This window comes from Pseudomonas sp. MWU12-2319 (genome assembly GCF_023242525.1).
GTDB classification, from domain to species: Bacteria; Pseudomonadota; Gammaproteobacteria; order Pseudomonadales; family Pseudomonadaceae; genus Aquipseudomonas; species Aquipseudomonas gingeri_D.
In genome coordinates, this window is sequence record NZ_JALJES010000004.1 from 220,874 (window position 1) to 236,708 (window position 15,835).

A 15,835-nucleotide genomic window follows, 5' to 3' on the forward strand; every position below is an offset into this window, starting at 1 on the left:
AGAGGCACAACTTTCAAGCAATACGCTCCTTGCGAATCTATTTTTATTATTCAACAGACATAGAAAGAGAGTGCCGGCACAGAGTCCTGTGCCGGCAGCCTGATTACTGACATCAACGAAAGTTAGAGATAACGCAGTTCCAACGTGGCCAAGCCATCCAGATACAGCTCCTGGGTGACATCCAATTCGGAGGTCTTATTGATCACCGGCTGAACTTCCAGGGTACCGCTGACCCGCTGTACCGACGCCGGATGAGTAGCGAAGAAGCCGCTCCAGGACATGATGTTCTGATACTGGCCCAAGGCACCGTTGCCACGGCTCCAGTTCAAACCGTTATTGGTCGAGACAATGGTGTTGACCAGCGGGAAATCCGCCACGGAATCCTTCACGCTCAGGGCATAGCCGCCGACCCGTTGACCGACCGCCGTGGTCCCCAGGCCGTAGTTGTAGGCATCGTTATAGCCCGGGCCGAGGGCCGCCTGCAGGATGCCCGGGACCTTGCTGCTGGAGCGGTTGTCGAGCGTCTTCACCCCCACCCGGGTGCCGCCGTCGCAATTGACCGTAAAAGGCACGCCCCTGGGCTGCAGGCGCGTATAGGCATTGGCGCTCAGTTCAGCGGCACGGATTTTCCCGAAATCGACCACACCACCATTGTGCAGGCTCAGTGTGCAACTGGCCGGGACGATGGTCCCCTTCACCAACAAGTCCGCCGCGTTGGCATTGACCCCCAGTACAGCCAACAGAGCACCGAGCGTCCATCCAGATACCAACTTCATTTTCCTACTCCCTATTATCAAGTGTAAGCAGATGCTTGTTATTCAGAACTGCAGAATTCAATCCAGGTTCACACCCGAAAAAGAGTCAGCGCTTAGGCCTCCCGACTGCAGTCCGATAAATAATTAACACCCCGGCATAATCGCCGGCCGCTAGTTTCCACGCTGGCACCTGACAAGAAAACCGGAAGCGGCCACGCTCTTGGTACGACGGATAGACAAACACCGCCAACTTTAATAAATATCGCTGTCGTCACAAGTCATGACCCAAGTCATCAATATGAAATATTTATGTAGGAAAATTGAAGTAATGATTTTCCAACCCCCTCGCTGCAAGCCCCAGGCCTGATGCTCACAGGCGTCCTACGTTGGCGTCCGGGCCTGATCGTGGCACGATGGCGAGGTTATCGACCGAGATCCTTCAACCATGCCGCATTCCCAAGCCAAGAATCTGTCCCTGATCGCTGCCATCGACCTGGGCTCCAACAGCTTCCATATGGTCGTGGCCAAGGCCCAGAACGGAGAGATCCGGATCCTGGAGCGCCTCGGCGAGAAGGTTCAGCTGGCGGCCGGTATCGACGAGGACCGTCAGCTCACCGAAGAATCCATGCAGCGCGGGCTCGACTGCCTGAAGCGCTTTGCCCAGTTGATCAACGGCATGCCCCTGGGCGCCGTGCGCATCGTCGGTACCAACGCCCTGCGCGAAGCCCGCAACCGCGGCGAATTCATCCGCCGCGCCGAGGAAATCCTCGGTCACCCGGTGGAAGTCATTTCCGGCCGTGAAGAGGCCCGCCTGATTTACCTCGGTGTGTCCCACACCCTCGCCGACACCCCGGGCAAGCGCCTGGTGGCCGATATCGGCGGCGGCAGTACCGAATTCATCATCGGCCAGCGCTTCGAGCCGCTGCTGCGCGAAAGCCTGCAAATGGGTTGCGTCAGCTACACCCAGCGCTATTTCCGCGACGGCAAGATCACCCCGGCCCGCTACGCCCAGGCCTACACGGCGGCGCGCCTGGAAATCATGAGCATCGAGCACGCCCTGCACCGCCTGACCTGGGATGAGGCCATCGGCTCCTCCGGGACCATCCGCGCCATCGGCCTGGCCCTCAAGGCCGGCGGCCAGGGCAGCGGCGAAGTGAATGCCGAAGGGCTGGCCTGGCTCAAGCGCAAGCTGTTCAAGCTCGGCGATGCCGAGAAAATCGATTTCGAAGGGATCAAGCCCGACCGCCGGGCGATCTTCCCGGCCGGCCTGGCGATTCTCGAAGCGATCTTCGACGCCCTCGACCTGCAACGCATGGACCACTGCGACGGCGCCCTGCGCGAAGGCGTGCTCTACGACCTGCTGGGTCGCCATCACCACGAAGACGTGCGCGAACGCACCCTCAGCTCGCTGATGGAGCGTTACCACGTCGACCTGGAACAGGCGGCACGGGTCGAGCGCAAGGCGCTGCACGCCTTCGACCAGGTGGCGGATGCCTGGGAGCTGGCTGACGGGGTCTGGCGCGAACTGCTGGGCTGGGCCGCCAAGGTCCATGAAGTGGGCCTGGACATCGCCCACTACCAGTACCACAAGCACGGCGCCTACCTGATCGAGCACTCGGACCTGGCCGGCTTCTCCCGGGAAGACCAGCAAATGCTCGCCCTGCTGGTGCGCGGGCACCGACGCAATATTCCCAAGGACAAGTTTGCCGAGTTCGGCGATGAAGGCATCAAGCTGATTCGCCTGTGCGTGCTGCTGCGCTTCGCGATCCTGTTCCATCACATCCGTGGCACCCAGGAAATGCCGCAGGTCACCTTGCGTGCCGACGGCGATAGCCTGGATGTGGTGTTTCCCAAGGACTGGCTGGAGCAGAACCAGCTGACTCAGGCCGACTTCGCGCTGGAAGCGGAGTGGCTGACCCGAGTCAGCATTACCCTCAACGTACGCTGAGGAGCGGGTTGCTCAGGCGATCGAGCAAGGTCGCCTGGGCGCTACGGGCGTTCTGGTTGCCGGTCGGCGTGTTGCGGATATACCGACCGTCCGACTGCAGGCTCCAGCTGTGGGTGTTATCGGTGAGATAACTTTCCAGCTCTTTCTTGACCCGCAGGATCAACTTCTTGCCCTCGACCGGGAAGCAGGTCTCGACACGCTTGTCGAGGTTGCGCTCCATCCAGTCGGCGCTGGAGAGGAACATCTGCTCCTCGCCGCCGTTGAGGAAGTAGAAGACCCGGGTGTGTTCCAGGAAGCGACCGATGATCGAGCGCACCTGGATGTTGTGCGAGACCCCGGCGATGCCCGGACGCAGGCAGCACATGCCGCGCACCACCAGATCGATACGCACGCCGCACTGGCTGGCCTTGTACAACGCGCGGATGATCTTCGGATCGGTCAGCGAGTTGAACTTGGCGATGATGTGCGCCGGCTTGCCCTCGACGGCGAACTGGGTTTCCCGGGCAATCATGTCGAGCATGCCCTTCTTCAGGGTGAACGGCGCGTGCAACAACTTCTTCATGCGCAACGTCTTGCCCATGCCGATCAACTGGCTGAACAGTTTGCCGACGTCTTCGCACAGGGCGTCGTCGGAGGTCAGCAAGCTGTAGTCGGTATACAGGCGGGCGTTGCCAGCGTGGTAGTTACCGGTGCCCAGGTGCGCGTAGCGGACGATCTCGCCGGCCTCGCGACGCAGGATCAGCATCATCTTGGCGTGGGTCTTGAAACCGACTACGCCGTAGATCACCACCGCACCGGCCGCTTGCAGGCGGCTGGCCAGTTGCAGGTTGGACTCTTCGTCGAAGCGCGCCCGCAGCTCGATCACCGCGGTGACTTCCTTGCCGTTGCGCGCCGCGTCCACCAGGGCGTCGACGATTTCCGAGTTGGCGCCGCTGCGGTACAGGGTCTGGCGCACGGCCAGGACGTGCGGGTCCTTGGCCGCCTGGCGCAGCAGGTCGACCACCGGGGTGAAGGATTCGAACGGGTGCAGCAGCAGGATGTCCTGCTTGCTGATCACGCTGAAAATATTCTCGCTGTTCTGCAGCAGTTTCGGGATCTGCGGAGTGAACGGTGTGTATTGCAGCTCCGGATGACTGTCCAGGCCAGTGATGCTGAACAGCCGTGTCAGGTTCACCGGACCGTTGACCTGGTACAGCTCGCTCTCGTTCAGGTTGAACTGCTTGAGCAGGTAGTCCGACAGGTGTTTCGGGCAGGTATCGGCCACTTCCAGGCGCACGGCGTCACCGTAGCGGCGCGAGAACAGCTCGCCGCGCAGGGCGCGGGCCAGGTCTTCGACGTCTTCGGAATCCAGCGCCAGGTCGGCGTTGCGGGTCAGGCGGAACTGGTAGCAGCCCTTGACCTTCATGCCCTGGAACAGGTCGTCGGCGTGTGCGTGGATCATCGACGACAGGAATACATAGTTATCGCCAGGCCCACCCACGTCTTCGGGTACCTTGATGATCCTCGGCAGCAGGCGCGGCGCCGGGATGATCGCCAGGCCCGAATCGCGACCGAAGGCGTCGATACCTTCGAGCTCGACGATAAAGTTCAGGCTCTTGTTCACCAGCAACGGGAACGGGTGCGTCGGATCGAGGCCGATCGGGGTGATGATCGGTGCGATCTCGTCACGGAAATAACGACGGACCCAAGTCTTGAGCTTGGTGGTCCAGTAGCGGCGGCGGATAAAGCGGACCTGATGTTTTTCCAGCTCCGGCAACAGGATGTCGTTGAGGATCGCGTACTGGCGATCGACATGCCCGTGCACCAGCTCGCTGATCCGCGCCAGGGCCTGGTGCGGCTGCAGGCCGTCGGCGCCGGCCTGTTCGCGGGCGAAGGTGATCTGCTTCTTCAGCCCGGCGACACGGATTTCGAAGAACTCATCCAGGTTGCTGGAGAAGATCAGCAGGAACTTGAGGCGTTCCAGCAGCGGATAGGACTCGTCCAGCGCCTGCTCCAGCACGCGGATGTTGAACTGCAGCTGCGACAGCTCACGGTGGATATACAGGCTGCTGTCATCCAGGCTCGGAATCACCACCGCCGACGGCACCGCCACATGGGGGGCTTCGACCACCACCGGCGCGGGTTCCAGCTCCGGCGGGGTTTCGACGATCGGCTCGACCACCGCTTGAGCGTCTTTTACTTCAACTTCGCTGAGTCCTTCGGTATTCATCGAGTGTTCCTGTGAGGGCTATTTCTGCTCTCGTAGCAGTTGGGCGGCGCGGGCGGCAAAGTAGGTCAGGATGCCATCGGCACCCGCCCGTTTAAAAGCGGTCAGGGATTCAAGAATAACGCCTTCGCCCAACCAGCCATTCTGGATGGCCGCCATGTGCATGGCGTACTCACCGCTAACCTGATAGACAAAAGTCGGCACCTTGAATTCATCCTTGACCCGAAAAAGGATATCCAGATACGGCATACCCGGCTTGACCATGACCATGTCGGCGCCTTCGGCGAGGTCGGCGGCCACTTCATGCAGGGCTTCGTGGCTGTTGGCCGGGTCCATCTGGTACGACGCCTTGTTCGCCTTGCCCAGGTTCAGGGCCGAGCCGACGGCATCGCGGAAAGGTCCATAGTAGGCGCTGGCGTACTTGGCCGAATAGGCCATGATCCGCACGTTGACGTGATCGGCCAGTTCCAGGGCTTCGCGGATCGCCTGGATGCGTCCGTCCATCATATCGGAAGGCGCCACCACCTGGGCGCCCGCCTCGGCGTGGGACAAGGCCTGCTTGACCAGTGCATCGACGGTAATGTCGTTCTGGACGTAACCGTGCTCGTCGAGGATACCGTCCTGCCCGTGGGTGGTGAACGGGTCCAGGGCGACGTCGGTGATCACCCCCAGTTCCGGGAAGCGGGCACGCAGGGCACGGGTGGCGCGCTGGGCAATGCCTTCCGGGTTCCAGGCCTCGCTGGCGTCCAGGGACTTGAGTTCGGGCGGTGTCACCGGGAACAGTGCCAGTGCCGGAATCCCCAGTTCGACCCAGTTCGCCGCTTCTTCGAGCAGCAGGTCGATGGTCAGGCGCTCGACCCCTGGCATCGACGCCACGGCTTCGCGGCGATTCTCACCGTCCAGCACAAACACCGGCAGGATCAAATCATCGACTGTCAGAACATTCTCACGCACCAGACGGCGAGAAAAATCATCACGGCGATTGCGACGCAGGCGGGTGGCGGGAAACAAGCGATTGGCGGGGGTAAAGCTCACGGCAGACTCCTGAGCCCGCACAAGCGGGCGAGCATGGCAGTTATAAGCGGCCATTATGACGAAGGAATTACAGTTGTGCTTACTCCTGCGACCCGTCGCCACAGCCGCTACCCTTGTAGGAAATGTTAACGTCGAGACACATTTCGACACTTTCCTCTCTGTCCTCGAAGGGTTAGGCTGCGCGTTCATTTCGCCAGCATCCAGACAATGCTCCAACAATTTCTGCAGGATTTCGGCTACTTCGCCTTGTTTCTCGGCACGTTTTTCGAAGGCGAGACCATTCTGGTACTGGCCGGCTTCCTCGCGTTCCGCGGATACATGGACATCAACCTGGTGGTTATCGTGGCGTTCTTCGGCAGCTATGCCGGCGACCAGCTGTGGTATTTCCTGGGGCGCAAGCATGGCCGCAAACTTCTGGCACGCAAGCCGCGCTGGCAATTGATGGGTGATCGAGCGCTGGAGCATATCCGCCGCCATCCGGATATCTGGGTGCTGACCTTCCGCTTTGTCTACGGTTTGCGCACGGTGATGCCGGTGGCGATCGGCCTGTCGGGTTATCCGCCGGGCCGCTACCTGTTGCTCAACGGCATCGGCGCGGCGATCTGGGCCGCGGCCCTGGCGGCGGCGGCCTATCACTTCGGGGCGATTCTCGAAGGGATGCTCGGCAGCGTGAAGAAATACGAGCTGTGGGTGCTCGGCGGCCTGCTGGTGGCCGGCCTGCTGCTCTGGAGCTGGCGACGCATCCGCAGCGCGCGCCTGGCCCGGGCCGAGGCCCGCCTGGCCGAAACTACGAACCGGCCAGACGAATGACCCGCGGCTTGCTGCAGTAGTACAGGCCGATCAGGCTCAACAGGCTGTAGCTGAACACGCCGATCCAGCCCAATGGGCTGGCTGGCCACAGCCCGACCAACGGTGCCCACCAGACCAACGGCAGGTTGGACGCCAGGCGGACCAGCTCCAGCCGCAACGCCCAGGGGCGATTCTCCAGCGCCGCGCCGAGCACGAACAACCCCAGCACCAGGGTGCCACAGCCCAGCAGCAGCGCCGCCAGCGGCAAATGCTCGCCGAAGTTCATCAGGTAGCTGCCCAAACCGACATAGACCGCGAATTGCAGGGCCAGGTAGATCTGCTGACGGATCTCCAGGGGCACCTCGAATTTGCGGAACTGGCTCAGGTCCGGCTTGTTCAGCGGGTATCTGGCCGCGACATCGGCCGGACGCCAGCCAGTGCGCATAAACCAGATCCGCAGCTTGTCCCAATAGCTTTCCGTACGCCGGGCATCGGCCCATAGCTGCGCATAGAACTGCAGGTTGGCCCACAGCGGGTTCCAGCTGGCCAGCGGCGTGGTCACGCCGAAGATCACCGGCTCGCGCTCGTCCTCTTCCTGGAAGGTGCCGAACAGGCGGTCCCAGAGAATAAACACCCCGCCGTAGTTGCGATCCATATACAGCGCGTTTTGCGCATGGTGCGCCCGATGGTTGGACGGCGTGACAAAGAACCACTCGTACCAACCCAGCTTGGGCACGTGCCGGGTATGTACCCAGAACTGATACAACAGGTTCAGCGAGGCCACGCTGATAAACACCACCAGCGGCACGCCGAGCACGGCCAGCGGCAGATAGAAGATCCAGCTCAGGAGGAAGCCGGTGCTGGTCTGGCGCAGGGCGGTGCTGAGGTTGTAGTCCTCGCTCTGGTGATGCACCGAGTGGGCGGCCCAGAGGATATTGCGCTCGTGCCCCATACGGTGCAGCCAGTAGTAGCAGAAGTCGTAGGCGACAAAGGCGAACACCCAGACCCAGGGCTTTTGCGCGGACAGCTCGAACAGCGCCAGGTGCTCCAGCGCAAAGGCGTAGGTGAGGATCCCGACGCCCTTGGTCAACAGCCCGGTGGTGGTCGACAGCACGCCGGTGCTCATGCTGTTGATGGCATCCGCCATGCGATAGTTGCTCACACCACGCCAGCGATCGGCGAGCAGCTCGATGACGATCAATGCAATGAAAAACGGTACCGCGTAAGGCACGAAGTCCATGGGGCCAACCTTCCAGAGTCGATCTGCAAAGATTAGGGGCTATGGCGGGAAAATCCGCTGACAATGAATGCCAAAGCTGTAGACATTTAACGCCAGAAACCAGGGAACGTCGAACGCGCTCCCTGTAGGTTCACGCGGCCCCTGTGGGAGCTGGCTTGCCCGCGAAGAGGCCCTCGAATCTTGCGCCGCTCATACGAACGTCTTCGCCGGCAAACCCGCATTATCAGGCCGCCTGGACCCGACGCTTTTCCGCCAACCGACTGCGGCTGTACAGCACCCCAATCGCCAGCAACGCCAACGCCTGGGCACCCAGCGAGTAGGCATCGGCATGAACCCCCAACCAGTCGAATTCAAAGAACGCCACCGGCCGCGTACCGAAGATCCCGGCTTCCTGCAACGCCTTGACCCCGTGTCCGGCAAATACCACCGACAAGGCGCACAGCAACCCGGCATTGATCCCGAAAAACAACGCCAGCGGCAGCTTCGCCGAACCGCGCAGGATCACCCAGGCCAGGCCGATCAGCAGCACCAGCGCGGTGCCGGCACCGGCCAGCACGGCGTTATGTCCCGCCGGCCCCGCCTGCAACCAGAGGGTTTCATAGAACAGGATGACTTCGAACAGTTCCCGGTACACCGAGAAGAACGCCAGCAGCGCAAAGCCGAAGCGCCCGCCACCACTGACCAGGCTGCTCTTGATGTAGTCCTGCCAGGCCGCCGCGTGCCGGCGGTCATGCATCCAGACCCCGAGCCAGAGCACCATGACGCTGGCAAACAAAGCCGTGAAGCCTTCAAGCAATTCACGCTGGGCGCCACTGACATCGATCAGGTAAGCCGCCGCCGCCCAGGTCAGCAACCCGGCGACCAGCGCCAGACCCCAGCCGACATGTACGCTGCGCACCGCCGACTGCTGGCCGGTATTGCGCAGGAAAGCCAGCACCGCCGCCAGGACCAGGATCGCTTCCAGGCCTTCGCGCAGCAGGATCAGCAACCCGGAGATAAAGCTCAGCGACTGACTCAGGCCATCATTGCCCAGCAGATCGGCGGACTCCTTGAGCTTGCCCTTGGCCACACTCAGGCGCTGCTCGACCTGCTCCAGCGGCAAGCCATCCTGCAATGATTGCCGATAGGCCATCAGCGACTTCTCGGTGTCCTTGCGCACCGTGGAATTGACGTTGTCCAGGGAGCTTTCCACCAGCTCGAAGCCCTCCAGATAGGCAGCAACGGACAGGTCGTAGGCTTGTTCATGCTCGCCGGCGCGGTAGGCCGCGAGGCTCTTGTCCAGGGTCGTCGCGGTGTAGTCGAGCAATTGCCCCGGACCGCGCTTGACCTCGGGCGGCTGGGCGCGCTGGGCACGGAAGGCGACGGCGGCGGCCGGACCTTCGGCGGCCTGTACTTCAGCCGGCGTCGAACGGGCCAGGTCGGCCAGGTTGTAGGTTTTCCCGTCGTTGGCGGCGGCAGGAGCGGCACTGAATCCGGCAATGTAAGTCGCCAGGTCCCAACGCTGACGCTCATCCAACTGGTCGGCGAACGCCGGCATATCGGTGCCTTCGACACCCAGGCCGAGGGTGGTGTAGATCGCGTAGAGGCTCAACCTATCCAGCCGCGCGGCATCGCGCAGGTTGGCGGGTGGCGGTGTCAGGCCGACACCGGCCGGACCGTCGCCCGCCCCCGCCTCGCCGTGACACACCGAACAATGCTGGGCATACAGCGGCGCACCACGAGTCGGGTCCGGGGTGATGATCGGTGCCTGGCTGACTTCATAGGCCACGGCCAGCTTCGCCCCCAGTTGCCGGGCCTGGCGGGCAACGCGTTCACCCTCCTCCCGAGCCGTCACGGCCGCCTGCAAACCCTCGATACCCTGAACCAGCTCAGCCTGTTCCGGCTTGGCCGGCAACGCGGCGACCAGTCCTTGCAGGACCTTGATAAATTCCAGCTGCTCGCGGTATTCGCCATCATCGACCACCTGGCCCGCGTGCACCGTGGGCGGGTAATCGGCGCCGATATAGTCCAGCAGATGCAGGGCCTGGGGTGCGCCCTCCGCTGTTTCGGCCAACAGGTTGAAGCTGCAGAGAGCGAACAGCGGCAGCATCAGCCACGCGAGGAAACGAGAGGGAAAAGTCATGGAAAGCCTAAATCTAAATGCGAAGTAACACATTGTTCCCTCTCAATACGTTTGGCTCAACCCTGATCGGCCCGATTCCTCAATGTTTTGCTCTGGGTCATGTATCGAGATGTCCATGAGAATGCCATCTCGACCACGGCTTTGTGCATAATCCCCGCCCTCAAGTCCCACTGCCCGTCAGCCAAGGAAAGGAACGACACGCCATGCCCTCGCGCCTCTTACTCACACTGCTGTCCTGTGCGTTGCTCCTGAGCGGCTGCGGGCTGCTGCACAACTACGACCAGGAACTCCAGGCCACCAACGAGCAGCTGATCTCGGGCAACGTCGATGGCGCGCTGCAGTTGCTGGAGCAACACAACCCCTGGGACGACAAGGACCTGCTCTATTACCTGGAAAAAGGTGAACTGCTGCGGGCCAAGGGCGATCTGTCCCGCAGCCAGGACGCCTGGCGCATCGCGGACCAGCGGGTGTCCCAGTACGAAGAAGGGACGCAGGTCGTCGCCACCCTGAAAAACCTGGGGCTCGACCAGATCCTCGGCATCGGACTCATCGGCGACAAGTTTCATCGCTACGAGGGCTATGACTACGAGAAGGTCATGCTGACCACGCAAATGGCCCTCAACCAGTTGGCCCGGAACGACTTCGACGGCGCCCGGGTCGATATCAAGAAAAGCCACGAACGCGAAGCCCTGATCGCCACAGCGCGCGACAAGCAATACCTGGCGGTCGAAGACCAGGCCAAGGCCAAAGGCATCAAGCTGCGCTACAAGGACTTGCAGGGTTACCCGGTGACCACCCTCGACTCGCCGCAGGTCATTGCCCTGAAAAACGGCTACCAGAGTGCGTTCAGCCATTACCTCGCCGGCTTCGTCTACGAAGCCCTGGGCGAACGCGACCTCGCCGCGCCGGGTTACCGCCAGGCCATCGAGTTGCGGCCCAATACACCGCTGCTGGAAAAAGCCCTGGCCAACCTGGGCAAACCCGCCGACACCTCTCCTGACAGCGACGTGCTGATCGTCGTCCAGACCGGCCTGGCCCCGGCGCTCGTTTCGCTGCGCGTGCCCATCCAGGTGCAAACCGAGGACGGCCAGGCGATCACCGTGAACCAGCCTTTTCCGGTGCTGGTAGCCGACAAGTCGACAGCGCCCCTCAAGCAGATCAGCGTGGATGGCAAACCACAGTCGCTGACCCTGCTCAATAGTACGACCCATATGTCATTGCGCACCTTGCACGACGACATGCCCGCGATCATCAACTTCGCCCTTGCGAGCGTGCGTTTCAATGCCGAACTGCAAGCCAAGGAGAACAAACGCAAGCCGGACAAGGCTTCGTCGGTTTACCAGGGCTTCACCGGTGACTCCGACACCCGCACCTGGCGCACCCTGCCGGACAACACCCAGGTCGTGCGCCTGCGCCTCAAGCCCGGCGCACACAAATTGCTGCTGCCAGGTGTCAAAGGCGCGGTACCGGTCAGCCTGAATATCGAACATCCCTTCCAGGTGGTGAGCCTGCGGGTCATCGGCAACCAGGTCTTCCTCCTGCCCGGATGACGCTAAAAAGCCATTACATAGCCAATAGCCATGGTTATACTGCCCTGCCTTCGTTATTGCGATATGGCATTAAAAGCTCCTCGTTTAATGAGGAATTGGCAGGGTAGCCGCTTTCCCTCTCAATGGGTCCATCTCAGCCCGACCAGCATGCTCGGCTGATTTTTTTCATCAGGGAAGATCCCATGGCATCCCGTGCCCTCCTCTCGTTCGCCCTCGGCGCCGCGACCTTGCTGTCCGGCTGTTCGATGATGCGCAGCTACGACACCGAACTGGCGCAAACCAACCAGCAACTGGCCTCGGGCAATGTTGACGGGGCGTTGGCCCTGCTGGAAAAGAACAACGGCGATGCCGACAAGGACCTGCTGTATTTCTTCGAAAAAGGCGAGTTGCTGCAAGCCAAGGGTGACCTGGCCGGTAGCCAGAAAGCCTGGGGCAGCGCCGACCAGATGGTGGGTCAGTGGGAAGACGCGGTCAAACTGGACAGCGCCAGGTACCTCGCCCAGTTCGGCAGTTTCCTGATCAACGACAAGGTCCGCCGCTACGAAGGCTATGACTACGAAAAGGTCATGCTGACCACGCAGATGGCGCTGAACCAGCTGGCTCTGAATGATTTCGACGGCGCGCGTATCGCGATCAAGAAAACCCATGAGCGCGAAGCGGTGATCGCCGATCTGCGCGACAAGCAATACCTCAAGAGCGAAACCGAAGCCGACCAGCAAGGCATCAAGACCCAGTACAAGGACCTTCAGGGCTATCCGGTGGCCAGCCTCGACGCGCCGGAAGTGGTCGGCCTGAAGAACAGCTACCAGAGCGCGTTCAGCCATTATCTGGCCGGGTTCGTCTACGAAGCCATCGGCGAGAAAGATCTCGCCGCGCCCGGTTATCGCCAGGCCATCGAACTGCGCCCGAACACGCCGCTGCTGGAACAGGCACTGGTCAATCTCGACAAGCCTGCCGGCAAGGATGACGACAGCGATATCCTGATCGTGGTGCAGAGCGGCCTGGCGCCGTCCCGCGCCTCCATCAGCATCCCGTTGCCGCTGCCGATCGACCAGCATCTGGTGATCACCCCGCTGTCGTTCCCGGTCATCCAGGCCGACACCTCGACGGCCACCTTCGCCCAGATCGGCGTCGACGGCCAGCCGCAGAACCTGACCCTGCTCAACAGCACCACCGCCATGTCCCGTCGTGCCCTGCGTGACGACATGCCGGGGATCATCCTGCGCACCAGCGTGCGGGCCATCAGCCGCGGCGCCGCGCAGGCCAAGCTGAACAAGACGAATCCGCTGGCCGGCCTGGCCGTGGGTATCACTTCCGCGGTCCTAGAAGGCGCCGACACCCGCACCTGGCGGACCCTGCCGGACACCACCCAGGTGCTACGCCTGCGCCTGAAAAAGGGTGAGCACCAGGTGACCCTGCCCAACGCCCTCGGCGGTTCCCGCGTAGCCTTCACCGTCGACCGACGCTATCAGGTGATCAGCCTGCGCGCCGTCGGCAACCAGGTGTTCACCAGCGGTGTCGCCACCGTGCGGATGGCGGATGCCGGGCCAACGGCCGTGGCCAGCCTCAAACAACCTTGAAGAAAGGAGTCTCGTGCATGCGTTTCAAACTGACTGTTGCCGTTGCCCTGGCCCTGCTGGCCGGGTGCGTCACCCCGCCGCCGCCACCACCGGCCCCCGGTAGCGCGGCGAGCAAGATCGTCGCCATGGGCGAAATGGAGAACATCGAGGTCGGTGCCATCCGCGTCGCCCGGGAAAACGGCTTCCTGACCGTCAAGGTGCAGCTGAGCAACACCCGCACCAAGAACAAAATGATGTATTACCGCTTTGCCTGGTTGGGCAACGACGGTTTTCCGGTGGCCGACGATGAAGTCTGGAAGACCCTGAACCTGTATGGCGCCCAGAGCACCTTCCTGCCGGCCATCGCCCCGACGCCCAAGGCCACCGATTTCCGTCTTGAAGTCAAAACCCCCTGAGTCGACGCCGCCCTCTCGCGTCCTTTTGAAGAGAATCAGTCCATGTTTGCACGCCTGTCCCTCCTCGCCGTCGTCGCCCTGCTGGCCAGCGGCTGCGCCAACAACACCTCGCCCGTACTGGGCGGCGGAAACATCAGCTACGGCGATACCAAGGCCGTGGAACTGGTGACCAACGAGTTCGGCTCCACCGACCTGCAGATGATCGCCGAGTCCATGACCCGCTCCCTGGCCCAGTCCGGTGTCCTTCAAGGGCGTCCGGTGGTGCAGGTCTACGACGTGAAGAACAAGACCAGCGAGTACATCGATACCCGCGAGATCACCACTTCGATCAAGACCCAGCTGATGAAGAGCGGCACCGCCCGTTTCGCCAGCGACAACACCGAGATGCAGAGCCAGGTCGACCAGTTGAAGCTGCAGAACCAGAGCGGCCTGTACAAGAAGAGCACCGTCAGCAAGACCGGCAACATGATCGCCGCCAAGTACCGCCTGGAAGGTTCGATCAGCTCGATCGTCAAGCGCAGCAGCGACTACAAGGACGTGTTCTACAAATTCAGCCTGCAACTGATCGACGTCGAAAGCGGCCTGGCCGAATGGATGGACGAAAAAGAGATCCGCAAAACCACGGAGCGTTGAACAATGCGTGCATGGATTGGCATGATCGGCCTGGTCTGCGCCTTCGGCGTCCAGGCCGCACCCAAGGTGGCGGTGGCGGACCTGGCGTACCAGGCGCAGGTGGAGCAGTACATCCACACTATTTCGGCGCGGGACAACCACCAGGAGAGTTATTACGGTGCCAGCGGCTCGTCGAGCTATGACGAGTCCGAAAGCCGCAACAGCTATATCGAGCAGGGCGAGCTGCGCCGCTTCACCGGCGATATCAAGGGCGAGATCCTGCGCAGCGGGATGTTCCAGCTGATCCAGGGCACGCCTTATACCGCCAGTTCCAAGGGCGATGTCTACGACGTCATCAAGCGGATCAAGGGCGGTAACTTCAAGGGTGCCGACTACGTGCTGTTCGGTACGGTGTCGGACATCGACTTCACCCAGGACATCAACGAGCTGGCCAATACCAACAGCTACTCGGCAGTGCTGGGGCTGACCTTGGTGGGCGATTTCAGCCTGATCAATACCCGCACCTACGAGATCACCTCGGCGTTCACCGCCATGGGCGAAGGCCAGGACACCAAGCTGGTCAACAGCCGGGATATCCATGTGTCGCTGAACCGTCCACGGGTGATCCGCGATGTGTCCAAGGCCCTGGGCGAGGATGTGGCGCGGCAGTTGAGCCTGCAATTGGGTGGACCGGACATGGGCCCGGGTTCCGCGCCGCCGCTGCGCAACAACCTGCCGCCGGATGAGGCGCCACGGGTTCTGCACTGATCCGCAACCGAGTCGCCCCCTTCGCGGCGGTGCGGCATCTCGACTAGCTCCGCTCCCACAGAGGGCAGGGTGTCCCCGGATTCCGAGGCCGACACAAAACCTGTGGGAGCAGAGCTTGCTCGCGAAGGCGTCCGCTCAGGCAACGATGAGCTTCAGGTGGTCGCCTTGTGCAAGGTCGCCAGAAAACCCGCCGCCCCCACGAACAAGCCAGCAAAGGTACGGTTCATCCGGCGCTGCTGCTTGGGCGTGCGCAACAGGCGCAGGACCTTGGCCGCCAGGCCCGTGTAACCGGCCATGACGATCATGTCGACGGCGATCATGGTCACGCCAAGGATCAGGTACTGATGCACCAGCGGTGCATGGGGATCGATGAACTGCGGCAGCACCGCCAGCATGAACACCAGGGCCTTGGGGTTGCTGACGTTCACCAGGAAACCGCGGAACATCAAGGTCAGTGGCTTGCCGACCGGGCGAATCGTCGACTCTTCAGCCATATTGCTGGGCAACGCGCGCCACTGCTTGACCGCCAGGTACACCAGGTAGACCACGCCGAACCATTTGATGGCGTAGAAAGCCGAGGAAGAGGCTGCCAGGATCGCCCCGACGCCCGCAGCAATCACCGCGATCTGCGCCGCCAGGCCCAGTTGCAGGCCTAGGGCATTCCAGTAGCCACGCAGGAAACCGTATTGCAGGCCGCTGGACATCGAGGCGATGGCACCGGCACCCGGGGATAGGCTGATTACCCAGCACGCGGCAAAAAAGGCCAGCCATGTCTCAAGCAGCATCACGCACCTCGGATCTCAAGAGTTGTTACAAACCCCTAAGCTAATCCGTG

13 protein-coding genes are annotated in these 15,835 nt (G+C 62.0%); 7 read left to right on the plus strand and 6 right to left on the minus strand.

Features of this window, described 5'->3' with window-relative positions:
- Positions 1-122: 122 nt before the first annotated feature.
- Entirely contained in the window at positions 123-776 is a 654-nt protein-coding gene (locus M5C01_RS08605; protein ID WP_103496075.1) for a DUF1120 domain-containing protein, read from the minus strand.
- Positions 777-1,200: 424 nt separating this feature from the next.
- Between M5C01_RS08605 and ppx the strand changes: the two genes are divergently transcribed.
- Positions 1,201-2,703, plus strand: coding sequence for an exopolyphosphatase (gene ppx, locus M5C01_RS08610; RefSeq protein WP_152736718.1), 1,503 nt, complete (start codon positions 1,201-1,203; stop codon positions 2,701-2,703).
- Here ppx and ppk1 read toward each other — a convergent pair.
- Together ppk1 and hemB are read right to left on the minus strand one after the other, a co-directional pair.
- Positions 2,690-4,912, minus strand: coding sequence for a polyphosphate kinase 1 (gene ppk1, locus M5C01_RS08615; protein ID WP_152736717.1), 2,223 nt, complete (start codon positions 4,910-4,912; stop codon positions 2,690-2,692). The two genes, ppx and ppk1, sit on opposite strands and share 14 nt — an antisense overlap.
- Before the next feature lie 18 nt (positions 4,913-4,930).
- Entirely contained in the window at positions 4,931-5,944 is a 1,014-nt protein-coding gene (hemB, locus tag M5C01_RS08620; RefSeq protein ID WP_103496072.1) for a porphobilinogen synthase, read from the minus strand.
- Positions 5,945-6,151: 207 nt separating this feature from the next.
- Here hemB and M5C01_RS08625 point away from each other — a divergent pair, with 207 nt between their 5' ends.
- Positions 6,152-6,754 (plus strand): DedA family protein, encoded by a 603-nt coding sequence (locus tag M5C01_RS08625; RefSeq protein ID WP_100942109.1) that lies wholly within the window; start codon positions 6,152-6,154, stop codon positions 6,752-6,754.
- On the opposite strand, the gene M5C01_RS08630 is transcribed toward M5C01_RS08625, so the two are convergent.
- Together M5C01_RS08630 and M5C01_RS08635 are read right to left on the minus strand one after the other, a co-directional pair.
- Positions 6,732-7,973, minus strand: a complete 1,242-nt coding sequence (locus M5C01_RS08630) for a sterol desaturase family protein (RefSeq protein WP_152736715.1) — start codon at positions 7,971-7,973, stop codon at positions 6,732-6,734. The genes M5C01_RS08625 and M5C01_RS08630 overlap by 23 nt on opposite strands.
- 223 nt (positions 7,974-8,196) lie before the next feature.
- Positions 8,197-10,095, minus strand: a complete 1,899-nt coding sequence (locus tag M5C01_RS08635; protein ID WP_152736714.1) for a cytochrome c/FTR1 family iron permease — start codon at positions 10,093-10,095, stop codon at positions 8,197-8,199.
- A gap of 203 nt (positions 10,096-10,298) precedes the next feature.
- On the opposite strand from M5C01_RS08635, the gene M5C01_RS08640 reads away from it, so the two are divergent.
- The 5 genes from M5C01_RS08640 (at position 10,299) to M5C01_RS08660 (ending at position 15,000) form a co-directional block, all read left to right on the plus strand.
- On the plus strand, positions 10,299-11,645 hold the full coding sequence (locus M5C01_RS08640; protein WP_152736713.1) for a hypothetical protein: 1,347 nt from the start codon (positions 10,299-10,301) through the stop codon (positions 11,643-11,645).
- Positions 11,646-11,827: 182 nt separating this feature from the next.
- On the plus strand, positions 11,828-13,225 hold the full coding sequence (locus tag M5C01_RS08645) for a hypothetical protein (RefSeq protein WP_152736712.1): 1,398 nt from the start codon (positions 11,828-11,830) through the stop codon (positions 13,223-13,225).
- 17 nt (positions 13,226-13,242) lie between these two features.
- The gene (locus M5C01_RS08650; protein WP_103496067.1) at positions 13,243-13,620 is read left to right on the plus strand and encodes a YcfL family protein; all 378 of its coding nucleotides are present in this window, start codon (positions 13,243-13,245) and stop codon (positions 13,618-13,620) included.
- A 42-nt stretch (positions 13,621-13,662) separates the two neighbouring features.
- The gene (gene lpoB, locus M5C01_RS08655; RefSeq protein ID WP_100942115.1) at positions 13,663-14,253 is read left to right on the plus strand and encodes a penicillin-binding protein activator LpoB; all 591 of its coding nucleotides are present in this window, start codon (positions 13,663-13,665) and stop codon (positions 14,251-14,253) included.
- Positions 14,254-14,256: 3 nt separating this feature from the next.
- Positions 14,257-15,000, plus strand: coding sequence for a penicillin-binding protein activator LpoB (locus tag M5C01_RS08660; protein WP_152736711.1), 744 nt, complete (start codon positions 14,257-14,259; stop codon positions 14,998-15,000).
- A 152-nt stretch (positions 15,001-15,152) separates the two neighbouring features.
- Here M5C01_RS08660 and M5C01_RS08665 read toward each other — a convergent pair whose 3' ends face one another.
- The gene (locus M5C01_RS08665) at positions 15,153-15,785 is read right to left on the minus strand and encodes a LysE family transporter (RefSeq protein WP_152736710.1); all 633 of its coding nucleotides are present in this window, start codon (positions 15,783-15,785) and stop codon (positions 15,153-15,155) included.
- Between the last annotated feature and the right edge of the window lie 50 nt (positions 15,786-15,835).